Annotated in this window: 25 protein-coding genes; 9 read left to right on the top strand and 16 right to left on the bottom strand. The window is 50.1% G+C overall.

Annotation, left to right across the window (positions count from 1 at the left end; genetic code table 11):
* Nucleotides 1-105: 105 nt before the first annotated feature.
* The 8 genes from GYMC10_RS11610 to GYMC10_RS11575 all read right to left on the bottom strand — a co-directional run bounded on the left by GYMC10_RS11610 (nucleotide 106) and on the right by GYMC10_RS11575 (nucleotide 4,924).
* On the bottom strand, nucleotides 106-888 hold the full coding sequence (locus GYMC10_RS11610; protein ID WP_015734633.1) for a sulfite exporter TauE/SafE family protein: 783 nt from the start codon (nucleotides 886-888) through the stop codon (nucleotides 106-108).
* Nucleotides 889-1,058: 170 nt separating this feature from the next.
* Complete coding sequence (locus GYMC10_RS11605; RefSeq protein WP_015734632.1) at nucleotides 1,059-2,186, bottom strand: MBL fold metallo-hydrolase; 1,128 nt, start codon at nucleotides 2,184-2,186, stop codon at nucleotides 1,059-1,061.
* Nucleotides 2,187-2,295: 109 nt separating this feature from the next.
* Complete coding sequence (locus GYMC10_RS11600) at nucleotides 2,296-2,883, bottom strand: sulfurtransferase TusA family protein (protein WP_015734631.1); 588 nt, start codon at nucleotides 2,881-2,883, stop codon at nucleotides 2,296-2,298.
* 112 nt (nucleotides 2,884-2,995) lie between these two features.
* On the bottom strand, nucleotides 2,996-3,334 hold the full coding sequence (locus GYMC10_RS11595) for a rhodanese-like domain-containing protein (RefSeq protein WP_015734630.1): 339 nt from the start codon (nucleotides 3,332-3,334) through the stop codon (nucleotides 2,996-2,998).
* Nucleotides 3,321-3,686 carry a rhodanese-like domain-containing protein gene (locus GYMC10_RS11590; protein WP_015734629.1) on the bottom strand — a complete coding sequence of 122 codons (366 nt, stop codon included), beginning with the start codon at nucleotides 3,684-3,686 and terminating at the stop codon, nucleotides 3,321-3,323. Before GYMC10_RS11590 ends, GYMC10_RS11595 begins: the two co-directional genes overlap by 14 nt.
* Nucleotides 3,687-3,731: 45 nt before the next feature.
* On the bottom strand, nucleotides 3,732-4,217 hold the full coding sequence (locus GYMC10_RS11585; protein ID WP_015734628.1) for a DsrE/DsrF/DrsH-like family protein: 486 nt from the start codon (nucleotides 4,215-4,217) through the stop codon (nucleotides 3,732-3,734).
* An 89-nt stretch (nucleotides 4,218-4,306) separates the two neighbouring features.
* Entirely contained in the window at nucleotides 4,307-4,534 is a 228-nt protein-coding gene (locus tag GYMC10_RS11580) for a sulfurtransferase TusA family protein (RefSeq protein WP_015734627.1), read from the bottom strand.
* 129 nt (nucleotides 4,535-4,663) lie between these two features.
* Nucleotides 4,664-4,924 carry a metal-sensitive transcriptional regulator gene (locus GYMC10_RS11575; RefSeq protein ID WP_015734626.1) on the bottom strand — a complete coding sequence of 87 codons (261 nt, stop codon included), beginning with the start codon at nucleotides 4,922-4,924 and terminating at the stop codon, nucleotides 4,664-4,666.
* A gap of 258 nt (nucleotides 4,925-5,182) precedes the next feature.
* Between GYMC10_RS11575 and GYMC10_RS11570 the strand changes: the two genes are divergently transcribed.
* The gene (locus GYMC10_RS11570) at nucleotides 5,183-6,835 is read left to right on the top strand and encodes a CoA-disulfide reductase (protein WP_015734625.1); all 1,653 of its coding nucleotides are present in this window, start codon (nucleotides 5,183-5,185) and stop codon (nucleotides 6,833-6,835) included.
* A 112-nt stretch (nucleotides 6,836-6,947) separates the two neighbouring features.
* On the opposite strand, the gene GYMC10_RS11565 is transcribed toward GYMC10_RS11570, so the two are convergent.
* A complete protein-coding gene (locus tag GYMC10_RS11565; RefSeq protein WP_041621969.1) occupies nucleotides 6,948-8,333 on the bottom strand; it encodes an MATE family efflux transporter in 1,386 nt (461 codons plus the stop codon).
* Between the two features lie 531 nt (nucleotides 8,334-8,864).
* On the opposite strand from GYMC10_RS11565, the gene GYMC10_RS11560 reads away from it, so the two are divergent.
* Nucleotides 8,865-9,485: a DUF1796 family putative cysteine peptidase gene (locus GYMC10_RS11560; protein WP_015734623.1), complete on the top strand. Its 621-nt coding sequence runs from the start codon at nucleotides 8,865-8,867 to the stop codon at nucleotides 9,483-9,485.
* A 180-nt stretch (nucleotides 9,486-9,665) separates the two neighbouring features.
* The gene (locus GYMC10_RS11555) at nucleotides 9,666-10,481 is read left to right on the top strand and encodes a hypothetical protein (RefSeq protein ID WP_015734622.1); all 816 of its coding nucleotides are present in this window, start codon (nucleotides 9,666-9,668) and stop codon (nucleotides 10,479-10,481) included.
* A gap of 119 nt (nucleotides 10,482-10,600) precedes the next feature.
* On the opposite strand, the gene GYMC10_RS11550 is transcribed toward GYMC10_RS11555, so the two are convergent.
* Together GYMC10_RS11550 and GYMC10_RS11545 are read right to left on the bottom strand one after the other, a co-directional pair.
* Complete coding sequence (locus GYMC10_RS11550) at nucleotides 10,601-11,191, bottom strand: hypothetical protein (RefSeq protein ID WP_015734621.1); 591 nt, start codon at nucleotides 11,189-11,191, stop codon at nucleotides 10,601-10,603.
* Nucleotides 11,192-11,363: 172 nt separating this feature from the next.
* Nucleotides 11,364-12,200, bottom strand: coding sequence for a helix-turn-helix transcriptional regulator (locus GYMC10_RS11545; protein ID WP_015734620.1), 837 nt, complete (start codon nucleotides 12,198-12,200; stop codon nucleotides 11,364-11,366).
* A gap of 122 nt (nucleotides 12,201-12,322) precedes the next feature.
* Here GYMC10_RS11545 and GYMC10_RS11540 point away from each other — a divergent pair, with 122 nt between their 5' ends.
* The gene (locus GYMC10_RS11540) at nucleotides 12,323-13,318 is read left to right on the top strand and encodes a Gfo/Idh/MocA family protein (RefSeq protein WP_015734619.1); all 996 of its coding nucleotides are present in this window, start codon (nucleotides 12,323-12,325) and stop codon (nucleotides 13,316-13,318) included.
* A gap of 23 nt (nucleotides 13,319-13,341) precedes the next feature.
* On the top strand, nucleotides 13,342-14,283 hold the full coding sequence (locus GYMC10_RS11535; RefSeq protein ID WP_015734618.1) for an aldo/keto reductase: 942 nt from the start codon (nucleotides 13,342-13,344) through the stop codon (nucleotides 14,281-14,283).
* Nucleotides 14,284-14,422: 139 nt separating this feature from the next.
* Here GYMC10_RS11535 and GYMC10_RS11530 read toward each other — a convergent pair whose 3' ends face one another.
* The 4 genes from GYMC10_RS11530 to GYMC10_RS11515 all read right to left on the bottom strand — a co-directional run bounded on the left by GYMC10_RS11530 (nucleotide 14,423) and on the right by GYMC10_RS11515 (nucleotide 16,853).
* Complete coding sequence (locus GYMC10_RS11530; RefSeq protein WP_041622136.1) at nucleotides 14,423-14,965, bottom strand: DUF6022 family protein; 543 nt, start codon at nucleotides 14,963-14,965, stop codon at nucleotides 14,423-14,425.
* Between the two features lie 128 nt (nucleotides 14,966-15,093).
* Nucleotides 15,094-15,678 (bottom strand): TetR/AcrR family transcriptional regulator, encoded by a 585-nt coding sequence (locus GYMC10_RS11525; RefSeq protein WP_015734616.1) that lies wholly within the window; start codon nucleotides 15,676-15,678, stop codon nucleotides 15,094-15,096.
* 274 nt (nucleotides 15,679-15,952) lie between these two features.
* The gene (locus GYMC10_RS11520; protein WP_015734615.1) at nucleotides 15,953-16,408 is read right to left on the bottom strand and encodes a VOC family protein; all 456 of its coding nucleotides are present in this window, start codon (nucleotides 16,406-16,408) and stop codon (nucleotides 15,953-15,955) included.
* A 124-nt stretch (nucleotides 16,409-16,532) separates the two neighbouring features.
* Nucleotides 16,533-16,853, bottom strand: a complete 321-nt coding sequence (locus GYMC10_RS11515; RefSeq protein WP_015734614.1) for a hypothetical protein — start codon at nucleotides 16,851-16,853, stop codon at nucleotides 16,533-16,535.
* A gap of 132 nt (nucleotides 16,854-16,985) precedes the next feature.
* On the opposite strand from GYMC10_RS11515, the gene GYMC10_RS11510 reads away from it, so the two are divergent.
* Both GYMC10_RS11510 and GYMC10_RS11505 read left to right on the top strand, forming a co-directional pair.
* Entirely contained in the window at nucleotides 16,986-17,267 is a 282-nt protein-coding gene (locus GYMC10_RS11510) for a GNAT family N-acetyltransferase (RefSeq protein ID WP_015734613.1), read from the top strand.
* Between the two features lie 215 nt (nucleotides 17,268-17,482).
* The gene (locus tag GYMC10_RS11505) at nucleotides 17,483-20,497 is read left to right on the top strand and encodes a PAS domain S-box protein (RefSeq protein WP_015734612.1); all 3,015 of its coding nucleotides are present in this window, start codon (nucleotides 17,483-17,485) and stop codon (nucleotides 20,495-20,497) included.
* 114 nt (nucleotides 20,498-20,611) lie between these two features.
* Here the strand turns inward: GYMC10_RS11505 and pepF are convergent, their stop codons facing one another.
* The gene (gene pepF / locus GYMC10_RS11500; RefSeq protein ID WP_015734611.1) at nucleotides 20,612-22,411 is read right to left on the bottom strand and encodes an oligoendopeptidase F; all 1,800 of its coding nucleotides are present in this window, start codon (nucleotides 22,409-22,411) and stop codon (nucleotides 20,612-20,614) included.
* A gap of 554 nt (nucleotides 22,412-22,965) precedes the next feature.
* On the opposite strand from pepF, the gene GYMC10_RS11495 reads away from it, so the two are divergent.
* Complete coding sequence (locus GYMC10_RS11495) at nucleotides 22,966-24,927, top strand: endonuclease MutS2 (RefSeq protein ID WP_015734610.1); 1,962 nt, start codon at nucleotides 22,966-22,968, stop codon at nucleotides 24,925-24,927.
* Nucleotides 24,928-25,010: 83 nt separating this feature from the next.
* The gene (locus GYMC10_RS11490; protein WP_015734609.1) at nucleotides 25,011-25,529 is read left to right on the top strand and encodes a GNAT family N-acetyltransferase; all 519 of its coding nucleotides are present in this window, start codon (nucleotides 25,011-25,013) and stop codon (nucleotides 25,527-25,529) included.
* The last annotated feature ends 25 nt before the right edge of the window (nucleotides 25,530-25,554 follow it).

The raw sequence follows: 25,554 nt of genomic DNA, 5'->3' as shown, positions 1-25,554 counted from the left end.
CCTCCTATTGATCATCAGTTACTTGGATAACATTGGGCATATCACCATATTACCATGCCTGTTTCATCCTCTGCAGCATATCCTCTTACTTAAACGATAGAACCATCATAGAATGTCCAGCCAAATTTTGATGGCTGTAGCCAGGATCAAAACGGCCAGAATGATCTGCAGGAACTTCGTGTTCATTTTCTTGCCTGCGGCAGCTCCAAGTGGAGAAGCGATCAAGCTGGCAACAACCATAATAAGGGCCGGGATATAATCCACTTGCCCCGTCGTCAGTTTGCCAACCGTCGAACCGATGGATGAGATGAAGGTGATCGCAAGCGAGGTGGCAATGGTCATCCGCGTCGGTATTTTCAATACAACCAGCATGATCGGAACGAGCAGGAACGCACCGGCCGCCCCGACGATACCGGCTCCGATTCCGACCACAAGAGCCAGTGCAGCGGCCAGCCATTTGTTGAACTTGACCTGATCCAGGGGGATATCGTCCACCCCTTTGTTCGGGATGAACATCATCACGGCCGCAATCAGCGCCAATATGCCGTAGATGAGATTGATGCCGCCTTCGCTCATCATCTTGGAGCCGAAACCGCCGATGAAGCTGCCCAGCAATATGGCCGAACCCATATAGATAATGAGCGTTTTGTTCAGATATCCGCCCTTGCGGTATGCCCACACGCCCCCGATCGTGGCAAAAAATACCTGTACGGCGCTTATGCCCGATACTTCATGCGCGGTGAAAGCCGCAAGGCCGAATAACGGCGGGATATACAGCAGCATCGGGTATTTGATAATCGATCCGCCGATGCCAACCATCCCTGATATATAAGAGCCAATGAATCCGATTAAAAATATCGTAATGATGAAGGATATACTTAGTTCCATCGTGCTGCCCCCTTATTTCTCTTTAGAAAAGGGAACCTTCAGGTTCCCTCGGATCTCTTTATATCTTGTTTCATACGTTTATATCCATGGCCGATCTTGTTATCGACCCTTGCTATGACTCATAATTATGAATAATCCTGCCTCTTAACATCCGATTGTCATGGTCCAAATTAACGAACGGCGCAGCGGTTCGGCCCAATCTCCATCTCACGCTGCCGCTCGGTGTCAGGGTTCATTTTCCCCATGTTGGTTTGACGGATTTCCTGATAGCTGTTAGGCTGCGGCGGCAGATTCTGCGTTACCAATGTTCGGAATTCCGTCTCGTCGGCGATGTTGAGGCCATGGTTTTCCCGATACAGCTCTCCCAATTTCTTCGCGACCGTCCCGTCCTCGTTCAATTCGTCCATGATCATGAAATGGGCCGGCAGCACGGTCAGATCATCCGATAGATGGGGGTAGCGGGCATAGAGCGTCTCCCGCAAATCGCCGACCCAATCGTCTGCCAGTCCCGCCAGATCCGGACGGCCGATGGAATCGATAAACAGAATATCGCCTGTCAGCAGGTAACGGTCATCTATGACAAACGAAGTGGACCCGATGGTATGACCTGGAGAATGGAGCGCATCGATGCGGATGGTGCTCCCGCCAATCACCACTTGATCGCCGTTCTTCAACGGCTCGTATTTAAACACGACCTCGCTGGCATCCTCTGGCGGAAGCCAGTATACGGCTCCTGTCTGCTCTGCAATCATTCGACCGCCGGAAATATGGTCTGCATGGAGATGGGTATCGAACACATGCTTGATTTGGGCATCCACGCTTTCGGCAAATTCAAGATATACCTCCGTCATGCGGGTAGCGTCAAACAATGCCGCTTCGCCGTTCGATACCGCCATATAAGACAAACAGCCTTTGCCGATACGAACAAACTGATATAGCGTGCCGCCATCCGCCAAGCTGCCGATCTTCAGCGGGACAAGATGTTCGCTCCAGGCTTTCATCCCCCCTTTTAAGTACGCGACATTCCGTCCGTGCTCGGCCAGCATCTCGGCCACCATCACCGACGACCCTTCCTTGGCGCATACAACCAGCACTTCTTGATCCATCGGGATTTGATCCAATATTTCTTCCACGCCGTCAATCAAATCAAAATAAGGGATATTCAAAGGCCGAACTCCTTCGCCCTCAATCTTCCAATCTTCAAAATCCGAAGGGTTCCGCACGTCCAATAGAAACAGGCTCTCTTTGCGAATCACCTTCATGGCCACTTCTTGCGTATTCATTTCTCTTACTGTCATGGTGCTCTTCCTCCTCTTAAATTCAGTCATTGGATCTGATAAATTGCACATTCCTTCCGGCTGCCCATTGTAAATACGAAGTGCTAAGCATGCTTATTGGACAGCCATCTTAAGCATCTGCGCCCTCATTCAAGCCCAACGTTTCTCCTCTCCAGCCGCTCATGCCCGGCACCACGTTTATAATGCTTGCATAGCCTTTAGCTGAGAGCTTTTGCGCAGCGAGGTCGCTCCTTGTCCCGGTCCGGCAGATGACATAGATCTCATCCTCTTTGTTCAGCTCGACCATGCGTTCATCCAGTTCGCCAAGCGGAATCGATACGGCATTGCGAATATGCCTGAAAGCAAACTCCGCCGCTTCCCTCACATCCAGGACGATGATTGGCGCTCCGGACGCAAGTTTCTCCTCCAGCTGATCATTAGACGCTACATGTGGATAGCTTCGTTCTGCGGTTTCTTCCCCTGACGATTTGCGAAGGTAGTGCTTCAGCACATCCCCCTCTTCAATCGTACCGAGATATTGATGGCCCGTGCTTTCCGCCCATGCCTGCATGTCGGCCTTGGAACCTTTGTCGGTTGCCTCTACCTCCAGCACATAACCGGCTTCAAGATCCTTCATCGCTTTTTTCGTGCGGACGATGGGCATCGGGCATGCCAGCCCCTTAGCGTCCAGCTTCATATTCGATTCAATTGCTGCCATATCACATACAACCTCCATTACTTTTTTTGTTAAATCCCTTATACCCTTAGGGGTATATTTCTTTTCAAAAAAAAGGGTGACTAACACACCCATTCTTTTCACATCGACACGATTACTCTGTTTCGCCTTCCCATGCGAGCATGCCGCCCGTCATATTGACGACGTGATAGCCTTGGCCTTCCAAATATTCAGCTGCACGGCCGCTGCGGCCGCCGGAACGGCATACCATGACATATTCTTTCGACCGATCAAGATCCTGCTTGCGGAATTCAATCAGACCGAGGGGAATCTTGACGGCACCCGGAATTTTCCCTTCCGCGACTTCTTCCGCTTCTCGCACATCAATGATATTCACGGCTGTCCCGTCACTCAACATCCGCTCTAGTTCTTTTGGAGAAATTCTCTCATGTTGATCAGTACTCCCTTTACTTTTAAGTTTACGACCAGGCATTCATGCCGCCTTTCACATTCGTTACCTTCACAAAGCCTGATTTCTTTAATGTTTTGCTCGCTTTGTTGCTTCGCATACCGCTTTGGCAGATCAATACCACTTCCCTTTCTTTGGAGAGCGACTCGCTGCTCAACAAGAGCTGATCCAGCGGAATATTGCGGAAACCCCGAATGTGATTTCCCTTAAATTCTCCCGGCGTCCGGACATCGATGAACTGCTTGTTCGTATTGGCATCCTTCAGCTCATGGTTTAGCTGAGCCGCGGTAATTTGCCTGACTCCTTTGGCCGGGAGAATTCTCCAAACGACAAACAGAATGATAAGTGCAATGAACAATACATTGAGAATATCCATTTTTATTCCCTCTCTTTATAACAGCAGCCTTCGCTGCTGTTTTCCTTAAATGAACAAGTTAACGTTGCCATCCTGAGCGTCGCCCAAATACGCAGCAACGCCCGCATACTCGATGCCGTCCAGCAGTTCTTCTTGCTGCAGCCCAAGCAGATCCATCGTCATCGTGCATGCAACCAGCTTCACGTCCTGCTCCTGTGCCATCTCGATCAATTGCGGAAGCGGAACGGCGTTGTGTTTCTTGATTACGTCCTTGATCATTTTGGGACCCATCCCGGCAAAATTCATTTTGGAAAGTCCCATGTGGTTGGATCCGCGCGGCATCATTTTTCCGAACATCTTCTCGATGAAGCTTTTTTTCTTGGGCAGCAGGACATCCTCATCCTTCCGCAATGCGTTCAGCCCCCAGAAGGTGTGGAATATCGTCACCTCATGGTCGTATGCGGCCGCACCGTTGGCGATAATATAGGCTGCCATCGCTTTGTCATAATCGCCGCTGAATAATACGATCGTTGTCTTTTTTGTTTCCGTCACGTCATGATCTCCCCCTGTAATAAGTTTATTAATAGATCCAAAAGCAAAGCCTCTTATACCCCTATGGGTATTAAAACACTCAAAAAAAATTATCCCTTCCTAATCCAAAACTTCAGCACGCCGCCATCCTCTTGATGTTCCAGCATCTCGTTGCCCGTCGATTTGGCCCAAGCCGTCAAATCGCTCTTCGCGCCTTGATCCGTTGCATGAATCTCAAGCACTTGACCTTGTTCCATTTCTTTCATCTGTTTCTTTGTTTTCACGATCGGCATGGGACAGGTCAAGCCTTTAACGTCCAATAGTTTATCCGCGTTCATCATGATTCCTCCTTAAAATGAAAGAGTATATGGTTCAATTAAATACCCATGGGGGTATATTAAACAATGTCGAAGGTCCTGTCAATCATTTTGGTGGATCCTGATATTGAAATGAAGGACACTTCCCCATTATCTGCTCTTAACAAGCAGATTTACCGCTTCAACCACAAGCTTCTCCGTATCCTGCCCGGTCTCTGCGGCCTGCTGTACGCATTCCACAAGATTTGAGCTGACGATAACGCCGATTGTCCGATCGATCGCCGTCCGTGTCGCAGACAGCTGGGTGATCACTTCCTTGCAATCCTGGTTCTCATCCATCATTTTGAGGATGCCGCGCAGCTGACCTTCAATGCGTTTCACCCGATTCTTCATCTGATCATTGTAATCCATCTGGATCCCCCTCCTGTCTGTGTACTATTATTAGGATGCATGATTTAAAGCATATAGGTTGCATGCCCTTAATATATACCCCCGCGGGTATTTTGTCAAGTTTCGGCTGCCGCAGCTTCATCGAGATGAGTCTAACTTGCCGCTTAACAGACATGTCTGATATTTGTCACACCTTTTTATGCTGCTCTATGCTATGATACCCCATAGGGTATATATTAATCCATACGTAATTTACACCAAATCAGGGAGGAATATTCGATGGGCAAAAAAATCGTCATTGTCGGCGGTGTAGCAGGCGGTGCCTCGGCAGCTGCCAGATTGCGGAGATTGGATGAGAGCTCTGCCATTGTTTTAGTGGAACGCGGGGAATATATTTCGTTTGCCAACTGCGGTCTGCCCTACTATATAGGAGAAACTATAACCGACCGCAATAAGCTTATGGTGCAGACCGTACCCGGCCTTAGCCGCCGCTACGAGCTGGATATTCGCAATCTTAGCGAAGTTACGTCCATTCTGCGTGATAAAAAAATGGTTGCGATTAAAAACCTTGCTACGGGCGAAACCTACACCGAGAGCTATGATTATCTGATCCTGTCACCCGGCGCGAAGCCCGTGGTGCCGGATATTCCCGGCTTGTCCGAAGCTCGTAACGTATTCACTTTACGGAATATCCCGGACACGGACCGAATCAAGCAGTACGTGGATGAAGTCCAGCCGAAGGAAGCCGTTATTGTCGGGGGCGGGTTTATCGGGCTGGAAATGGCCGAAAATTTGGCGGATCGCGGCGTTCAGGTGACAGTCATCGAAATGGCCAACCAGGTGATGGCTCCGCTGGATTACGAAATGGCCGCGATCATTCAGTCGCACCTTAAAGACAAAGGAGTCCGTCTGATTCTTGAGGATGGCGTAGAAGCATTTCATGACGGCGGCCAACAAATCGAGCTTTCCAGCGGCAAACGAATATCAACGGAGATGACATTGCTTTCGATAGGCGTTCGGCCAGAGAGCATGCTGGCGTCGGCTGCCGGACTTCCCGTCAATGATCGCGGCGGAATTCAAGTTAACGAATATATGCAGACCGCCGACCCGAGCATTTATGCCATCGGCGATGCGATTGAGGTAAAGGATTATGTCCTTCAGACCCAGGCCTTTATCCCGCTCGCCGGTCCTGCCAATCGGCAGGGACGCTTGGTTGCGGATCATATTTATGGTAAAAACAATCGTTACAAAGGCACGCTCGGTTCGTCGATTGCCAAGGTTTTTGATCTAACGGTTGCTGCGACAGGTGTTAACGAAAAGCGCCTGAAGCAGATGAACCTACCTTATCACGCCATTCATATTCACCCCTCGTCGCATGCCGGGTACTACCCCGGGGCGTATCCCATTTCCTTGAAGCTGTTATTCCATCCGGAAACAGGTCAAATCTATGGGGCGCAAGCGATTGGAGCAGATGGCGTGGACAAGCGAATCGATGTCATTGCTACAGCAATCAAGGGAAATCTCAATGTATGGGACTTGACGGAGCTGGAGCTTTCCTACGCGCCCCCTTATTCCTCCGCCAAAGACCCGGTTAACTATGCCGGATATGTTGCCGCCAACATCTTGGATGGCTTGGTTGAAACGGTCCAATGGCATGAAATCGACGAACTGGTTGAAAAAGGTGCAACCCTGATCGACGTCCGCGAGCCTAAGGAGAGGTTAACAGGATATATCCAAGGTTCCATCAACATTCCGCTTAACGATCTGCGCAGCCGACTGAAGGAACTGCCGGAGAATGAAACGCTGTACGTGACTTGCCAGGTTGGGCTGCGCGGATACTTGGCAGCGCGTATTTTGGCCGAGCACGGCTTCCGGGTTAAGAATCTCGACGGCGGCTGGAAAACGTACTCGTCCGTGAATAAGCCGTCCTAATCGATCCCAACTGAAAATGCCTTGAATCGATGGACACAACGATTGCCATTCAGAACAGCATGCAAAAAAGCCCCGCCAAAACGGGGCTTTTCTTCTTAAAATTAAATAATGGCTAAATCAGTTTATGCGCATACCATTTCTTTCCTCGGAAGCGCCATAGGAAGACGGCTCCCCTTACGCCCCATTCGCAGTTCATGGCCAGCCATACGCCGAGAATGCCCCAGCCCAGAACGATTCCCATAATATAACCGAGAATCACCCGGAACAGCCACATGGTCAGCATCGAAGTGATCGACGTAAAACGCGAGTCGCCTGCCGCACGCAGCGCCGAAGGCAGAATAAAGCTTATCGACCATAGCGGAACCTGTACAAGCGTATTAATCAACAGCACCACAAACAGATCGTTCACGATTTCCGGAGGCGGGTTGAACAACCCGACCAGCGGGCGGTAGAGCGGCATCAAAATCAAACCCATCAAGGCCAGCGAGATAGCGCCAAGCCACAAAAAAGATTTGATGAACTTCCGGGCATCCGCTATATTACCGCGGCCGATGCATTGACCAACGACGGTCACAATCGTTAAGGACAACGCGCTGGCTGGAATTTGGAAGACGGCCGCAAGCGATGACCCGATCGCGTTTGTTGCAATGGCGTACGTGCCCAGGCTGACGATAAACACTTGGGTTAACAGCTTTCCTCCGTTAAAGAACATCTGCTCGGCTGCGAACGGAAGCCCGATAAACATAATTTTGCGCAGCATCGATATCGGAAAATGAAACAGGTCCCGCAGGCGGATATGCAGCGTTGCGTCTACTTTAAACAGATAATAAAGCGCGCAGGCCGCCCCGGCAAAACGGGCGATGTTGATGGCCAGCGTCATGCCCATAACGCCCATATTCAGCAGCGTGATGAACACGATGTTCAGCAGAACGTAGAGCAGATTCATGATCAGCGACAACGCCAGTGATGCGCGGGTCTTGCCGATACCCCTCAGCGCGCCGCAGACCGCCTGCACAATCGCAATCCCGAGAAAGGAAGTGCTGCTTCCGATCAGATAAATCCGCGCACTCTCCAGCACTTCGGGCGACGCTGAGCCGAACAACAGATTCAGCACCGGCTGGTGAAGCCCGATGATCAGCAGCGCGATCACTAAAGCAATCATCGCTACCGAAGTTACCGTGGCGGCGGATGCCCGGGATACCATCATCGCGTTGCCGCTTCCTTTGTACTGCGCCACAACGACGGTGCCCCCGGTTGCCACTGCCACAAACACATTAATCAAGAAGATGTTCAGGGAGTCCACCATGTTCACGGCGCTGACCGCCGAAACGCCCGACGAGCTGATCATGGCCGTGTTGACCAGGTTCAACCCGATGATGAATGCCTGGTCGATCAATATCGGAAAAAATAAAGCAAAAATCTGCCGGTAGTCCATCGACTCGCCGGATAAATGATGTTGAAGTAAACCGTTCATTCGGGTTCGTAATCGAACCAACATCTGTCATCACATTCTTTTCGTTGTAATATAAAAAGAAAAAACTCTTCATGCGAAGAGCTTCAGGCTTACGTACGGTATTTAGAAATGGCTGCCGTAACCGTCGCTTGGGAGAGCTCACTCCCTCGCCAAGGGGACAATACGGATGGATTCATTGATCCCGGATAAACCCCGTCTTTGATTGGAGGATATCACCAGACCCGGGTTCTGTCAACGAATGCAAGGCACAGGAAATGACCGTAAACCGCTGATATATGGAGCTTCATGCGAGCCCGCAGGTGATAAACCTTTATATGATGGTTTGAAACCGGGGACTCTTTGTTGCAAATGACATCTTTCGCGAAAAATATGAATATATGAAAAAAACGAGGCGCATCCATCTTTCGCTTCGTTTATTGGTGCGGTGTTCCGCTCCCTCAGCTAACATCAATGCTGATTTGGCGGTCCCCAAGCCTTCCCTTGGTCACTACTCCATACCAACTCTATCAAGCTGCATATGATATCAAATCCATAGATTGGAGGAGGTCTGGTAGCATGACAACCCAAATGGAGTTCGACGCCGTTTTCAGCCTGGGGCACAACTGTCAGGTTGCCGCTCAGCTCAGAAGAAACAACCTGCGTCGCACGGCAGGTCCATGGGACTGGTTCAACTTCGCTTCAACCCGCGAATTTTGCAAAGTCATCCATCATCGATTCAGCGAATTCATGCTCCGGGAAAACCTGGACATCTACGGCAAATCCGTCAACTGTTATTATGTACGGGACAAACAATCCTCTTGTTTATCCTTCCACGACTTCCGGAACGACCCGAAAGAGCAGCCGCTATATGACTACCCTGCTTTCCGCGAACGGCTGGATCGAAGAATCGAGCGTTTTAACCGCTGCTTGAATTCGGATCGGAAGACGCTTCTCGTGCGCATCATCCCGCATATAAAGGATGCCGAAACGATAGACCGGGTTATTTGCGAAACATATGCCAACCCGAACGTAACTCTGTTATTTGTCCTGCTTGGCAACCGTGAACAAGTCGTAAATCTTCCCTCGTTCTCGGATCGGGTGCTTATCAAGCAAATCCCGAAGGGGGCGACCTGGGAGGGAAATTCGGATGCGTGGAAGACCCTTCTTGGTGGGTTTTCGCTCACTACAGGGGAATAAACGTTTGACAAAACCAGTATTTTCCCGTATATTTACAAAAAAAGCAATCAATAACCCTTACGAAGGAAGCACCCGTAAGTCTGGCGTTTATTACGCCTTTCTAACGGGTGCTTTTTGTCGTTGGCGGAGGTTCCCCAGCTTGATCTTCTGGGCTGGAATGAAATAAGAGAAGGAGCGATTATGATGTTGAAAAGATTATGGTTTTCTATCCTTGCAATGGTACTGCTGCTCACCCTTACCCCCATTCCTTTCGCGAATGCTGCAGCCATTGAGTTCACCGATTCGGTTCAAGCTCAATTGAATGCCACGGCAGACCGGGCCGGCGGAACCGTTCGTTCGAAACTGAAGAAGCAGTACGATGATTTTAAATCGGAACGGAAACAGGTCATGGATTGGGACGATCGGATTTCTTCGCTTCGTTATGCCAATGAAGCCAAAGCTTCGGAAACTCGCAAACGAATCAGCGAAATCGACAAGGACAAAATCCGCAGGCTGGAGGATCAGCTCCAAGCAGCTAAATCCAAATACCAGCCGCTGTTTGATACCTATTCCGCGCTCAATAAACAAATCGCCGCAGCCAAAAAACTGAAGGACAAATCGCTATCCAAAATGTTGCAGTCGCAGGCCGGCGGCATGAAGATCCTGGTTGCCTTGGGACGTGAGGATATACGTAACAAGCAGGCGGCGCTTACGGCGGCCAAGAAAGAGAGAACTTCCAAAGCGGCTAAAGTCCGTTCCATCCTGTCCGAAATCGATCCGTACAAAAGCAAGATCAAAGGCGATAAAAGCGCTATGACTACGCCAAATAAACTAATGACAACCGAGTGGAAAAATTTCAAAGCCGCCGTAAAGGCCAATGAATCCGCCAGAACCAGCGATGCCCTGTCCAGGCTGCTGACGCTCTCAGGGCAGATCCTGGCCAAAAAGAAAAGCATCCATACTTACGAACAAAAAATCGAGTCCGTCATCTCGCGCGCTAATGCACAATTAAGGTAACGTTTTACCGAGTCCATCCTAGCATATAGAGACATTTCGGCAATGCGATGATATAAGAACCCCCTTCCACCATAGGTAGAAGGGGGCGATGTTTAACATAATGATTCGCATTTTATAACTCATCGAGCAACCGTTTGGAGAGGGTATTGGCATCCGGCCAATCTGGATTGATCGAGCAGCGGATAATCATATAACATCCCTTCATAGATAACCTCAAACGCCGGATGCTGAAAGAAATCATTCGGCGTTACTGCCGAGGAAGGCCGATCCCATAAATGGATTCTGCTTTGCTTCATCGCTTCGGCAACGAATTGCGAACAGAAATAGGATCGTTCCCTCGTAATATCGAGTCTCATCAGCACGCCGAACATGCCGATGAGATTATAGCCATAGGCTTCCTCTTCATCCTGGTAATGCCGGATCACGCGTCTTGCCGCCTCATATTGCTGAGGGGTGACTTCGAGACGAAGCAGAGCGCAACGCGTTCCGGGGAAGTGGCGAAAAGTTCCTTCATACACATCCTCCTCCACGAATCCTCCGACCCAAGGATTGTTGGCGCACTTTCGTCCGAAGCTGAACACTTCATTCAAGTTCTCGTCGAGCGCCAGCGAGGCATGATTATAAGGCGCAGCAGTGATTCGTTTGATCAATTTCGTAAACATCGTTCCCGTATCAGTCAGTAGAACATATATATTTTTGTTATCGGACATTTGGCTTTCCCCCACATACATTGATGAACTATTCATAGAATCCGGATTTCGTCAAATCCTTCGTTAACTTCATTGTAGTTGAGGCAAGCCGTTTCCATAACCGACTATAGGTGTGATTAGGACCTGGACCTAAGTCGAGTTCTTACCTGACCTGACGACGTAATCCATATAACTATACCCCATACAAGCGACGATAGGAAGACGGCGTCATGCCTTCGTGCTCCATAAATCGCTTGTTAAAGTAACTGACGCTCGGGTAACCCGCTTCCACTGCAATTTGTCCGATCGTTTTATCTTTATGATCGAGCAGCCATTGCTTAGCCATCTGAAGACGGCAGCGCGTCACAAAATCCATCGGCGTCATCTCCATGACGTTGCGGAATAATTTACAAAAATAGTACGTGGATACGCCTAACCTAGCCGCCCACTCTTCCAAAATAAACGGCTGCGCAGCTTCCTGCTGCATGATGGGCAGCAGCTCGTGAATTCGGTTCGCCGAATTGTTGGATTTATTATCCGATAAGGAGGACGCCTGTTCGACGAATACGGCTAACAAGGAATACGTCAAGGTGGACAATTGCGCAGGCTTCAGCATGCGATGGGTTTCCGCCTCATTCAAGAGCGCTTCATGCGCTTCTTCAAAGACCGCCGGCTGCCGAATGCTCCAAAGCTGGCTTTTATGAAATCCGCGCTCGATGAAATAATTCTGCAGGCCGCTGCCATAAAAATGGAACCAGCGGACATCCCAAGGATCGTCCTCGCTGCTGTAATAATGCTGAGCTTGCATGGGAAAATACAGCACGGCTTCCCCTGGGCCGAGCGTATGAACGACATTGTCGATTTCAACATGCCCTTTTCCGGTAGCAACATAGTGAATATTGAAATTGTTTAAAGAACCGGCTGCCCGTGTCACCGTGTGATCCGGCTCATCCCGGTAGATCCCTACCGATTCCGGCAGACAGAAGAACGGCATTTGCGGAAGGGTCAGCAGATGGCTTTGTCGTTTCATCTCCATCCTCCTATAATGACAATATTGTTTTATTACACTACAAAATAATATTATATCAATTTTATTTCTTGTCTTTTATAATCGCAATATAATCTTAATAAGTTGTATAGGAGCTGATGAACATGACTCAAAAACTTCGTTGGGGGATACTTGGATGCGCCAGCATTGCCAAACGTTCGGTCATACCCGGTCTGCAGCAATCCCGTCTCAATGAAGTCGTTGCCATTGCCAGCCGCGACCAGGCAAAAGCAGAGCAAACCGCCGAGGAACTGAAGATTCCGACTGCATACGGCAGTTATGAGTCCTTGCTTGAGGATTCTTCCATAGATGCTGTCTATATCCCGCTACCTAACCATCTACATAAAGAATGGAGCATCCGTGCAGCGGAAGCCGGCAAACATATACTGTGCGAAAAACCGCTGGCGCTGACGGAAGCAGAGGCGGCCGAAATGGCTGACGCGGCCGCGACAGCGGGCGTGATTCTCGCCGAAGCCTTTATGTACCGCTATCATCCGCGATACGACTTGCTGAAGGAAATGATCGACTCCGGTGCCATTGGGGAAATTCGGGGCATTCGCAGCGCGTTTACTTTTAACAGCTCGGCCAATCATGGAAATGTCCGGTTTCGCAAAGATTGGGGCGGCGGTTCGATTTATGATGTCGGCTGTTATCCGATCAATGCCGCGCGCATCCTGCTGGATAAAGAACCGGAAGCGGTTACCGTTCAAGCCTTCTTCTCGCCTGAGCATGATCATGTCGACATGATGGCCTCCGGCTTGATCGAATTTGAAGGCAACGTTGCCCTGACCTTTGATTGCGGCATGTGGGCAGCTTATCGGAATCCCCTTGAAATTGTTGGCACGGATGGCCTGATTGAAGTCCCATACGCCTACAGCCTGCCTGAGAACGGAGCAAACTTCTTCTTAACGACCGGCGATGGACGCAAAGAAATCGAGGTTCCTCATGCAAACGCATACAGCGAACAAGGTGACCGGATAGCGGAAGCCGTTTTGTACGACAAGCCTCTCCGCTACTCGACGGAGGATGCGGTTCGCAACATGAAAGTCATCGATGCCTGCCTGCAATCTGCCCACGAACGTACGAGAATCGAGCTGTAAATTCACTCAAGGAGGAGATGAACATGAAATATATATCAATCAAGGGATTAAACAAACCCGTCTCTGCGCTCATGAAAGGAACGGACTATTTCTATCATGATTCGTACGAGAAAGCTGCCGCCAATATGGATGCTTACCTTGCGATCGGCGGCAATTCCGTTGATACCGCACATATATACTGCGGCGGTCAGAGCGAAGAAGTCATCGGCAGATACATGCAGGAAAGGGGGAACCGGGATCAGCTCGTCATTCTGACAAAGGGTGCCCACCATGACCAAAACGGCCCTCGCGTCAGCAAAAAAGACATCAAAAACGACATCACGACGAGCTTCGAAAGACTCCAGACGGATTTCATCGATCTGTACGCATTGCACCGTGACGATCCTGAGGTTCCGGCGGGGGAAGTCATCGAGGCTCTGAACGAATATATTGCTGACGGCAGTGTAGGCGCCATCGGGGTATCCAATTGGACCTGGGAACGCATTCGGGATGCCAATGCCTATGCCGACGCAAACGGCTTGGTCGGCTTTTCCTTCAGCAGCCCGAACCTCAGCCTGGCTAAGCCGAACGAACCCTTCTGGAAAGGCTGCGTCTCAGCCGATGCGGAAACGATGGCCTGGCATGAAGCTGAGCAGTTTCCGCTGCTCTCCTGGTCTTCCCAAGCGCGAGGATTCTTCACCGGGCGATTCACTCCGGAGATTCGGGACAACGCGGATCTTGTGCGAGTATTTTACAGCGATGCGAACTGGGAGCGGTTAGAGCGTGCCAAACAGCTGGCCGCTTCGAAAAATGTGACAGCCATACAGATCGCGCTCGCTTACGTACTGAACCAGCCCTTCCCTACCTGCGCGCTGATCGGCGCGCAATCGGCCGAGGAATTGAAATCCTGCGACGAGGGTTCGAACATCCGGCTGACGAAGGAAGAATTAGACTGGTTAGACCTGACGATTGATCAACGATCTTGATTCCTAACGAGAAATACGCCTTGAGCCAGGCTCAAGGCGTATTCTATTTTCAAATTGACGTGAGTCATCAAGTAACTCAACTCAGGCATGGAGGCCCAATCTGAAATCAGGTAGATGAATCCGTGGTTCCCGGGCCCCCCTACTCCTGCAAACTCCGCAGATATTGTTCATATTCTGCCGTAAATTCGAGCGCCTCGCTAAAGTCATCCGACTTCAGTGAAAGGACCGCAACGACGTCTTCCTTGCCTGTCTCATGCAAGGCTAGAATACGCGGCTGCCTTGGGACCCGAAACTGGGTATGGTCGTGATATACGATCGTGACGATGGTACCTAGCGGCTCTTCCTCCGGCGACAAAACGGTGCTCCACATCCAGCGCTGCTGGTCGGTTCCTTCCTCGCTTCCCCATTCCCTTGAAATGTCGAAGTCGCCCGGGAATTTCGGTGCGGGACGTATTCCCATTTCCTTGAGCTGCCTGTGTACCGGCAAGAATAACAGGTTTAAATACGTCCCGTACGCCATATCCCCACCCTCGTTGTATGCCCTTCGCAGTTTTTCCCGGTTATCGGTAAGCACCTTTTCCCAGTTCTGTTCAATATGTTCGGAAATATAGCTTCCGATGGCTTCGATCGGGTTGTCCTGCTGTGCTTCCAAAAATGCTTTTAGCGGTTTCAATGGATTCATATTAACCCCTTTCCATTTCATGGATTTTTGGATGTACCTCTCCAGCTTACAACATTCATGCAAATTGTAAGATTTGCTGGATATCCGGCCCATATTAGGGGTGAACCTTATCATATGCTTTAAACCCTTTAAACCCTGAATCCCTGCAGCATGCCGGCAATCACATGCATGGTTTCCTCGATGCCCTTATCCGTTTCCGGCATTTGTGCAACCCACAGCGAGCATTCGTTTAAGGCTCCGGACAGGGCATGCGTCAAGGCATCAACCGGAGCGGCCTTCATCATTCCCTGATGCTGCATCAATGCCAACTGTTCCCTCAGGTGGCTCATCGAATTCTGCTCGTCCATCTCGCGCCATGACTCCCAGCCTGCGACACTCGGGCCGTCAACAAGCATAATGCGCTTATTCTGCGGTTCGACCACGGTCGCAATAAAGGCCCGACATCCAAACAGCAGCTGATCCCAAGGATCCACGTAACGGTCGGCTTCCGCCTCCACGCGCTGCCCAATTTCCGTCTGCACTAATTCGAGCACGGCAAGAAACAGCCCTTGTTTATTCTTAAAATGATGATACAGCGCGCCGCGGGTAACATGAGCTTCGTCGGCAATCTCTTCTAAAGCCGCATGGGCATAGCCTTTTACCGCAAACTGTGCCCTGGCCACCTTTAGCAGCAGCTGTATGGTTTCGTTCGCTTCGCTTTTGGTTCTTCTCATGATTGCGTTATTCTCTCCTATGCATCATTCGGATGCTGTTCTCAAGAACGACGGAAGCCCCAGCACTTCCTGGTCTTACACCCTTCGCCATGGAGCTTAGCGAATGCTGACGGATCCATGGACCGTATAATCAGATGATTCCGGATGTAAAAGTCAGCGGCTTGCGGCTTTTAATAAATGCCCCCGAGGAAGCTCCGGTACATGCTTACCTCGATCTGACAGAAAATCCGCAAGCTCTCTTCCCGAAGTAATCCTTCTGCGCGAAAGGATGTACTCATTCGCCGGTGCCGTCATCCTTCGTGGACCACACCTCTTCATTATACTGCTCCATAAAGGCTTGGGAAGGTGGAATGATCTTAATCATATCGATCAGCACCCCATTCGGGTCACTGATAATAAAATGCCGCTGGCCGAATTCCTCATCACGAATGTCCAGATGAAGCGGCAGCTTTTCATGGATGACCAGCCTTTCGTACTCGGCATCCACATCCTCCACCTCAAAATTGAGTATCAGCCCCTGTACACGCTGCTGATAAGCAGAGGGAACCGTCGGGTGATCTTTGGACAGGATCGCAAGCTCGTAAGCGATGGGTCCCTCGATTTCCTTCTTCAAGCTTACATACCAATCCGTTTCAAAAACAACCTCAAAACCAAACAACCGTGTGTAAAAGTCTGCGCTTTCGGCAATCTGTTCTGTCATGATGACGGGATAAAATCCTTGAAGTTTCATATGGAAAACATCTCCTTGTAAATGGAATGATCCCAATTTAACATACATACAGCATGTATGTAAATATTATTTTTTAAAATTTTTCATAAAAAAAAGAACCTGCGGACCGCAGGTTCTTCGTTGGCTACCACAACAAGCTGACTGCCAATAGATTGAACAATGCTAAAGGCAATACGACATTAGGATTGGGGCCGTATGGCACAAATGGAGGGTATCCCGGGTAGAAACCTCTGTTGCCTTGTTCTACAAGAATGTACACATTCTTTGCATCGACATTTATGACGATACCTTCAACGGCTTCATCATCCATCGTATGCACCCTTACCTTGCGATTCACCACGTTTTTCATGGCCGAATGGGCGCTTTCTCTATGTTTCTTCATGGAATGTACCAACTGGTGATCGCATTGAAACAGCATTTGCGGTTGAGTTGAATATTGGTTCATGTTGCTCCTCCTTCACTCTCTTCTACCCGCATTGTATGCAATTGCCCTCTCAAGGGTGTTCGCCTATCCGCAATCCGTTTAATGCACCGCCGATACGGGTATAGTACAACCAGATGAAGGAGGTTAGACATCATGGACAAACGAAATATACAAACGGGGCCAAGCAGCTTTTATATTGAGGACAACGGCAAAAAAGTAGCCGAAATTTCCTACTCCCCACAAGGAAACGGAGTGATCAGCATCGATCATACCTATATTTCTCCAGGGCTTCGAGGTCAAGGCATTGCCGATGAGCTCGTACGAAAAGTGATCGGATACGCCAGGGAAGAAAACTTGAAAATCATCCCCGCTTGCTCCTATGCCGGGCATTATTTTGATAAAAACCTCGACGATCGCGCACTTCTGCACAAGTAAATATGCTGTTAAACAACCTTGGCAAACATGCAATCAAAAATGAAGCATTTGTTAGCTTGAACTTGGCCAGCCATAAGAATGCTCCCCTTATCGGTTGGCTTTCGCGCGCCCGGATTTCCAGTCAATATTTAACTTTGGTATTTTCTATTGCGATAGAGCGATCCTATCCTCTATGATCAAATGGTATAGCTTAGCTTAGGGAGGCAATTATTAACATGATGCAAACAGCGGAGAATTGGGTCTGGGAACAGATGTTTGACAAATTGCCTTTTGGGGCGATCCTGATTTCTGCGGTTGACGAGCCTGTTGCGATGGTGAACGACAGATTCTGCGAAATAACGGAATCCAAGCGTTCTGACCTGCTTCAGCTCAAACCTTCCGAAATCCAAGTTCTATCCAACCTATCTTTTCAACAAATATTGCAATCATTGATATATGACCCAACGTCCACTCTCTCAAGAGAATCATATTTTATTCGCCAGGACGGGCGCCAAGTGCATGTCGCCGTGAGTATCTCCCTGCTGGAGCCCCCCTCACGAGACAGGACACCGTGGATCATGTGCTGCCTGGAACCCGGGACCGTGCAGGAGGGGACGACTTTGCCGCCGATCATCAAGAATGACGAGCTGCTGGCACTGATTTCAAAAAGCGGACAAGACCTCATATCCATCAGCAGCGCCGACGGCATTATCGAATACATCTCACCTTCTGCCACTGACATACTGGGGTACACCCAAGAGGAAATGATGGGCCAACACCGCGGTAAATACTACCATCAAGTCGACTCCGAGCAAATGAAGGAACCAGGCAAACTATTTTCGGAGAATGATAGTTTCGTTCGACGCATTCGCCATAAGGAAGGACATTATTTATGGTTTGAAACGTCGTTTCAGCTCATTCGGGGTGCTCAAGGTGAAATTGACAAGGTACTGGCCATAGGACGAAACATAACCAAACGTAAAACGGATGAGGATACGCTGGCCCATGCGCAGCGGATTGCCAAGATCGGTTCCTGGCGCTGGGACTTGATCACGCATACGCTTACCTACAGCGATGAAATGAGGCGAATTTACGGGTATCAGATCAATGCCATCGAGCCGAATCATGACACGCTGATGTCCCTGGTCATTCCGGAGGATCGCGAACGGCTGGAACAGGTTGTGCGCACGGCCGTACAGGGTAGAGCAGACGAAATCATATACCGGATCCAGCTTAAAGACGGACAAATCCGAACCATCAGAGCCCAGTGGGAGGTCACCGTTACGAACGAAGGAAGACCTATGGAGATGGTCGGCATGGCACAGGATATTACCGAACAGGTGATGATCGAACAGCAGTCGCTGGAGAATGAGAATAAGTACAAGCTCATCACCGAAAATTCGCTCGATTTCATATCGCGAAGCACCATTGACTGCTTTACGTTTCTTTACTGCTCCCCTTCCTGCTACGCCCTGCTCGGGTATCGCCCCGAAGAGATGGTCGGCACCAGTACTTTTGACTACGTATACGCTGAGGATATTGCGCCGCTACAGGACTATTTAGAGAATTGCCTGGAAGGCAAAATGCTCACACCGATCACCTTCCGCTATATACATAAGGATGGCAGGCACATCTGGTTTGAGGTCAATTGCAAATATATCAGCACGCAGGGTGGTCAGAAGAATGAAATTATTTCGATTGCCCGCGACATTTCCGAACGAAAATTAATGGAATTTAAGCTGAAGGAAAGCGAGCAGCGCTACCGTTCCCTGTTCGAGTACAATCCATCGGCCGTATACTCCATGAATTTGGACGGTGATTATATAACGGCCAACCAGAATCTCCAGGAATTGACGGGATATACGCTAGACGAGCTTATCGGGATGTATTTCGGGCCGATTGTAGCAGAAAAAGACATGGCTCGCACGCTGTTTCATTTTAATCAAGCGAAGGAAGGCATACCCCAAAGCTATGATCTGACCATCATTCATAAGGATGGACGTCCCATCGAAATCAATACCATCAACATTCCGATTTTCGTGGATGACGAAGTCGTCGGCGTTTATGGCATTACCCGGGACATCACCGAACGCATTCGGACGATGGAAGAGATCAAGAAGCTCAGCCGGGAGCTCACCCTGTTGCTGAATACGGTATCGGAGGGCATCATCGGTCTGGACATTCACGGTCAAGTCGCTTTCATCAATCCGGCCGGGGCAGCCATGCTTGATTACGAACCTGCAACGACCATTGGAAGACCGTGCGACCAGATCATCAAGGAAATTCGCCATGACGGTACTTTCTATCGCGGGGAAGATTCTCCTCTCGTTCAGGCAGTCAAACAAGGCATACCGCTGTCCAGAGCCGAAATCGTACTCTGGCGAGGAGACGGTACCAGCTTTTTAGCCGATTATCAGGTTAATCCGATTTGGGATCAAGGAGAGCGCAAAGGCGCCGTCATGGTATTCCGCGATATTACGGACGAGAAAGAGATCATCCGCGCCAAGGAGAACGCCGAACGGGCGGATCAAGCAAAGACGGAGTTTCTCACCATGATGAGCCACGAGCTCCGGACGCCGATGAACGGCATTATCGGGATGATCGAGCTGTTAAGCACGACAGAGCTAGACGAAGACCAACAGAATTACATCCATATTCTCATGGAGAGCAGCGGCTCGCTGCTGCACATCCTGAACGAGATCCTCGATTTCAGTAAAATCGAGACCGGCAATATGACCCTTAATCATGAACCGATTGATTTGCGCTCCTTGCTCGAAGTCGTCGTTGATTTATTCTCGGCGAAAGCCAAGGAAAAAGGGTTGTCCTTATCGTTCAACATCAACAGCGCCAATGTCCCCGACGTGATTATCGGCGATGCCCTGCGGCTGCGGCAGGTGCTTGTGAATCTCATCAGCAATGCCATCAAGTTCACGCATGAAGGCAGCATAACGTTGAACGTGGAAGGACTTCGCAGGACGGGCACCCAAGAGTTCACGCTTGCTTTTCAAGTAAAGGATACGGGAATCGGCATAGCGCCTGAGCTCCAGCATCAGCTGTTCACTTCCTTCTCGCAGCTGCATCCATCCTTGAACCGAAAATACGGCGGTACCGGATTAGGGCTTGCGATCAGTAAAAAGCTGGTTGAGCTGATGGGCGGCGTGATTGGCGTCGAGAGCCGTGAAAATGTCGGTTCTTCCTTTTATTTTACGATTCCGACCCATACGCTGCAGGATGTTCACACAAACCCGTAACATTCGGTCACTTTTCGTTCTCAATCTATCTGCGTCAAAAAAAAGGTGATCCACGGCTTCTTATGCTGTGGACCACCTTTTTTCTCGTTTTCGCACCGAGTGATCGGTTTCGTTCTATTGGTACAGGGATTCCAGTTCGTCTACCAGTTTGCCTACATAAGCCACCGCTTTGGAGATCGGCTCCGACGTGGACATATCGACGCCCGCCATGGCCATCAATTCCAGCGGGCTCTTACTGCCGCCGGCCTTGAGCACTTGAAGCCATCGCTCCACGGCCGGTTGGCCCTCCTCGCGGATCAGCTGCGCCGCAGCTGTTGAAGCGGTCAAGCCTGCCGCATAGGTGTAAGGGTATAGTCCCATATAGTAATGGGGTTGCCGCATCCAAGTAAGCTTCGCGCCTTCGTCCAGTTCCACGGCGTCTCCCCAGAAATCGGAAAGCACTGCGCCCTTAAGCTCGGACAGCTTGTCTGCCGTAATCGGTTCATCGGCCATCGCATGGCGGTATACCCTTCTCTGCATTTCGGCTTCCAGAAGGTGCGTCACGTAATTGTGGTAATAGGTGCTCAGCAGTTGGAGAATGATCCAGCGCCGCATCCGCTTATCCTCGGATTGACTCAGCAAGTGATCCGCCAAGAGAAGCTCGTTCATCGTTGACGGCGCTTCGATAAAATACATGGACGGACGGGCATTGGTGATGCGTTGATAGCGAGCAGCGAGCATCAAATGGCCCGCATGCCCTACCTCGTGTGCTAACGTGAAGGCATTGCGCATATTGTCCGCCCATGCCATCAGGATATAGGAATGCACTCCGTAAACCGATGAACAGAACGCTCCGGTAGATTTCCCGATATTATCGGCATAGTCCACCCAGCGCTTGGAGAACGCGGATTCAACGATCTCGCCGTATTCGGGACCAAGAATCGACAAGGCGCTGGAAATGGTGGCACAAGCTTCTTCATAGGTTACGATTGGATTGAAATCCGGATCCATCGGCGCTTTCAAATCGCAGAACAGCATCTGATCCAAACCAAGCTCGCGTTTCTTCAGCTTCATCAGCCTGCGCATATGCGGAGCAAGCTCCTTCAGAATCGTATCGTGGATATGAGTGTACATATCCATTGTCACTTGCTGAGGCTTGAGCAGCATGTCCGTAACGGAGTCAAACCCGCGAAGCCGGGACAGCACCACCTGCTTCTTCACTTCCGTGGCATACGCCTCGGCAAAAGTGTGACGCGCCCCCTGCAGCGACTTCGTAAAAGACGCATAGGCTTCGCGCCGAAGCTCCGTATCCTCGGACATTTCGTAGGAATTCTCATACAGACGGAACGAGACCGGCTTGGTTTCATCATTCACTTGAATGTCATCAAAGGTCATATCCGACAGCTTGCTGCGCAAATAGATGCGGTAAGGGGAACCGAGCACCTCGCCCAGCGATGCAAGCACGCTCTCCGTCTCAGGACTCAAGCGGTGAGGCTTGGACTCCAGCAGCAGCGTCAAGCTTGGGGCATAAGGCGCCAGCCCTTCTTCCTTCGTTATGTAATGCTCGATGGTTCCGTCCTGGAGATCCAGCAGCTCCGATTCAATAAATGTTAAGGAGGACTGGATGCGGGACAACACATCGCCCGTTTTGGCCGAATTCGCCAGGTTGGACGGGTTGGTTCCGTCTTCCGACTGACGCAGTCTGGCATATGCCCCGACTCGGCCGATGCTCTCCATCAACGCTTCCTGTTCATTCAAGCATTCGAGAAGTACAGATGCACCATCGCCTAGCCTGCCCTTAAACCGCGTCAATTGAGCAGCTTGCGATTCAAGCGCTTTGAGACCCGCTTCAAATTCTTCTTGCGAGACAAACAAATCATCCAGATTCCAGGTAGCCTCGATTGGAACCTCACTTCGTGTCAGCAATTTCCCCATGGATACAGCTCCTCTCCTGTCTTAAGCGATCACTGGCTGCTGCACGGCTTAAGGATTAGCAGCAGCTTCACCCTTCCATCTTATCACAGTTTTATACGGGAAACGCCTCCTCATTTAAGCCTTGACTTCCGACCTTGTTTATGGATATAGTTAATCCATACTCTTATCTAAAGGAGAGATTTTGATGTCGGTGGTCGTTCTTAACTAACCCAATTTCATATGGATCGAAATGTAAAATTCCGGGCATCTCCTGATTAGGGATATGTTTATTTTTTGATGGATTCTCATTTCGTCCGTTGAATTAGTTAAGAACTGCGGATATCAATTGAAGCCCCTTTAGGGTTTATTTCGATATGATATGGTCATCCGTGCTGAGTTCAGCACGGATTTTTTGGGTCTCCCCTCTCTACTCAGCGGGGTTATTTGGAGCTGTCCCACGCCATATCCATCGGAATAACGGTCTTTGGGCGGAAAGCGAACCTGAGTAGTTCGCTTTCCGCCTTTTTTGCGTTGTATTACCTTCAACCATTTTAGTCTAAAGGAGAATGTAACCCATGAAGCCATTGGCATTAAACAAATTGGAGTATGAGAAAATACGCACCGAACTCGAACGCTTTGCCGTATCCTATCTGGGCATTTCGCACATTCAGAAGATGACCCCCCTCACCCAGATGAAGGCCATCCGTAATAAGCTCAATGAAACGGAGGAAGCCAAAACCCTGCTGCAAAGCGGGGCTAGCGTGCCTATTCCCTCACTGGAGGGCGTTGAGTTGATCCTGGATTTGCTCGGCACCGGATATGTCCTGTCCGAGCGCGATTTCGGCCATTTGGTCCAGTATCTCAGAAGCTGCCGTCAGCTCATTCAATATATGGCCGCCAAGAGCAGCATTGCTCCGACGATCAGTTCCTACGCCTCTTCCATGCATGAGCTGCGCCCGCTCCTGTCCGAAATCGAACGCAGCATTCATGCCGGCCGCGTTGTGGATGGCGCCAGCAAAGACCTGGCGAAAATCCGCAAAAAAATCATCGTAACCGAGGAACGGATCAAGCGTAAGCTCGACAGCCTGATGAGCCGTTACAAAGGGATCATGCAAGAGCACGTCGTCAGCAAACGCGGAGGACGTTACGTGCTGCCCATTAAGAAGGAGCACCGAAAAGCCGTGAGCGGCTCGATTATGGATGAATCGGCCAGCGGGCAGACGGTATTTATCGAACCTGCCGATATGCAGGGGCTTCAGATGGAACTGAACCACCTGCAAGCCGATGAGGTCCGGGAAGAAACCAAAGTGCTGAGCGATTTGACGGCACTCGTCGAGCAGTATCAATACGAACTGAGAACCAACGCCGATACCGTCGGAATCTACGACTACATCATAGCCAGGGGCAAATACGCGATTTCCATTGGAGGGCGCAATGTGGATCTGAACCAGGAGGGATTCATCCATCTCAAATCCGCGGTTCACCCTTTAATCGGCTCCTCCATGGTACCGCTGGACTTCACCATCGGGAAACGATATAAAACCTTAATCATAACGGGTCCAAATACCGGCGGCAAAACTTCAGCGCTGAAGACGGTTGGGCTGATCACCATTATGGTTCAGTCCGGTTTGCTGGTTCCCGTAGCGGAAGGCAGCCATTGTGCCGTCTTTGACGAGGTGTCCGTCGATATCGGGGACGGGCAGAGTTTGGAGCATGCCCTGAGCACATTCTCGGCCCATATCCGCAACATCCGCGACATTTTGCAGACGGCCGGCAGGTCCACGCTGGTGTTGCTCGATGAAATGGCTTCCGGAACGGACCCGGGTGAAGGCGTCGGGTTGTCCATCGCCATTTTGGAAGAGCTGTTTCAACGTCAAGCAACGGTCGTGGTCACTACCCATTTCACCGAAATCAAAAATTTTGCCGATCGCACGGCAGGCTTTGAGAATGCCCGCATGGAATTTGATGCCGACACCCTCGAGCCGCTCTACCGCCTGCGGATTGGTGAAGCCGGTCACAGTTATGCTTTTGTCATCGCTGCTAAGCTGGGGATTCCGGAAGCGATCATTGCCAGATCACGGGAAATCACGGAGGCGGGGACGACAAGAGGTATTGCTGCCTACAGTCACAAGGATAGCTCGGACACCGAAGAACGGGCCGGAGAACCAACCCCGGGTGAATACGATTCCTTCCCTATCGAGGGTCCGGATCAACCCTTAGACGACAAGAATAAAGAAGACGAAGCCCCCGCCTCTTCCCTTTATCAGCTTGGAGATCGGGTCTATGTGCCATATTTGAAACGAAGCGGCACCGTTTATGAAACCATGGACGCTAGAGGTCATATCGGTGTCATGATTCAACAGGAGCGATTGAAAATCAACCATAAACGGTTGAAGCCCTATATTGCGGCTAAGGATCTCTACCCGGAGGATTATGATCTGGATATCGTCTTTGAAAGCAAAGAGAACCGGAAGAAGCGCAATTTGATGAAGCGCAAGCATGTTGAAGGATTGCAAATTGAAACGAAGCCGGAGTAACGATTCCTGAATAGATAATTTGGAACGATTGTACGGATAACGAAATGAAGAAACATGAACCATATGTTGAAGGAGAGATAACGATGAACATACGTACCGAAACCGAGAATGATTACGAACAGGTCAACGAGCTGCTCATCCAGGCTTTTTCCGGTCAGGAAGAAGCGATCCTGGTACAACGATTGCGGGAAGACGGAGCTTTTGAAAGGGAATTGTCCATGGTTGCCGAAGAGGACGGGATCATCAAGGGTCATATTATGTTTAGCCGGGGCAGCCTTCTTGACGGCGATCATACCCATCGGGTAGCTGCGCTAGGGCCGCTGGCTGTGCTTCCGAAGTATCAACGGCAGGGGATCGGCGGGCAACTGATTGAAGAGGGGAAACGGCGGTGTCTCTCGCATGGCTATCCGCTTGTGTTTCTGTTCGGCCATCCCTTGTATTATCCGCGTTACGGTTTTGTCCAGGCCCGAAACCATGGAATCGATGTATCCCAATTCGCCGTTTCCGATGAGGTGTTCATGGTCGCCGAGCTTCAGCAAGGCGCACTTCATAACCTTCATGGCGAATTCCGTTTTCATTCCGCATTCGAAAATTTGGGGTAAACCGAAATTCATAGACCCGTATCAT

The organism is Paenibacillus sp. Y412MC10 (genome assembly GCF_000024685.1).
GTDB lineage: Bacteria > Bacillota > Bacilli > Paenibacillales > Paenibacillaceae > Paenibacillus_AQ > Paenibacillus_AQ lautus_A.
The sequence above is the reverse complement of the archived record's forward strand: the minus strand, read 5'-3'. Positions and strand labels throughout refer to the sequence as shown.

Coding starts and splice junctions, on each gene's coding strand:
- GYMC10_RS11610 (WP_015734633.1), bottom strand. CDS start 888: ATGGAACTAAGTATATCCTTCATCATTACGATATTTTTAATCGGATTC.
- GYMC10_RS11605 (WP_015734632.1), bottom strand. CDS start 2,186: ATGACAGTAAGAGAAATGAATACGCAAGAAGTGGCCATGAAGGTGATT.
- GYMC10_RS11600 (WP_015734631.1), bottom strand. CDS start 2,883: ATGGCAGCAATTGAATCGAATATGAAGCTGGACGCTAAGGGGCTGGCA.
- GYMC10_RS11595 (WP_015734630.1), bottom strand. CDS start 3,334: ATGCCTGGTCGTAAACTTAAAAGTAAAGGGAGTACTGATCAACATGAG.
- GYMC10_RS11590 (WP_015734629.1), bottom strand. CDS start 3,686: ATGGATATTCTCAATGTATTGTTCATTGCACTTATCATTCTGTTTGTC.
- GYMC10_RS11580 (WP_015734627.1), bottom strand. CDS start 4,534: ATGAACGCGGATAAACTATTGGACGTTAAAGGCTTGACCTGTCCCATG.
- GYMC10_RS11575 (WP_015734626.1), bottom strand. CDS start 4,924: ATGGATTACAATGATCAGATGAAGAATCGGGTGAAACGCATTGAAGGT.
- GYMC10_RS11570 (WP_015734625.1), top strand. CDS start 5,183: ATGGGCAAAAAAATCGTCATTGTCGGCGGTGTAGCAGGCGGTGCCTCG.
- GYMC10_RS11565 (WP_041621969.1), bottom strand. CDS start 8,333: ATGTTGGTTCGATTACGAACCCGAATGAACGGTTTACTTCAACATCAT.
- GYMC10_RS11560 (WP_015734623.1), top strand. CDS start 8,865: ATGACAACCCAAATGGAGTTCGACGCCGTTTTCAGCCTGGGGCACAAC.
- GYMC10_RS11555 (WP_015734622.1), top strand. CDS start 9,666: ATGATGTTGAAAAGATTATGGTTTTCTATCCTTGCAATGGTACTGCTG.
- GYMC10_RS11550 (WP_015734621.1), bottom strand. CDS start 11,191: ATGTCCGATAACAAAAATATATATGTTCTACTGACTGATACGGGAACG.
- GYMC10_RS11545 (WP_015734620.1), bottom strand. CDS start 12,200: ATGAAACGACAAAGCCATCTGCTGACCCTTCCGCAAATGCCGTTCTTC.
- GYMC10_RS11540 (WP_015734619.1), top strand. CDS start 12,323: ATGACTCAAAAACTTCGTTGGGGGATACTTGGATGCGCCAGCATTGCC.
- GYMC10_RS11535 (WP_015734618.1), top strand. CDS start 13,342: ATGAAATATATATCAATCAAGGGATTAAACAAACCCGTCTCTGCGCTC.
- GYMC10_RS11530 (WP_041622136.1), bottom strand. CDS start 14,965: ATGAATCCATTGAAACCGCTAAAAGCATTTTTGGAAGCACAGCAGGAC.
- GYMC10_RS11525 (WP_015734616.1), bottom strand. CDS start 15,678: ATGAGAAGAACCAAAAGCGAAGCGAACGAAACCATACAGCTGCTGCTA.
- GYMC10_RS11520 (WP_015734615.1), bottom strand. CDS start 16,408: ATGAAACTTCAAGGATTTTATCCCGTCATCATGACAGAACAGATTGCC.
- GYMC10_RS11515 (WP_015734614.1), bottom strand. CDS start 16,853: ATGAACCAATATTCAACTCAACCGCAAATGCTGTTTCAATGCGATCAC.
- GYMC10_RS11510 (WP_015734613.1), top strand. CDS start 16,986: ATGGACAAACGAAATATACAAACGGGGCCAAGCAGCTTTTATATTGAG.
- GYMC10_RS11505 (WP_015734612.1), top strand. CDS start 17,483: ATGATGCAAACAGCGGAGAATTGGGTCTGGGAACAGATGTTTGACAAA.
- pepF (WP_015734611.1), bottom strand. CDS start 22,411: ATGGGGAAATTGCTGACACGAAGTGAGGTTCCAATCGAGGCTACCTGG.
- GYMC10_RS11495 (WP_015734610.1), top strand. CDS start 22,966: ATGAAGCCATTGGCATTAAACAAATTGGAGTATGAGAAAATACGCACC.
- GYMC10_RS11490 (WP_015734609.1), top strand. CDS start 25,011: ATGAACATACGTACCGAAACCGAGAATGATTACGAACAGGTCAACGAG.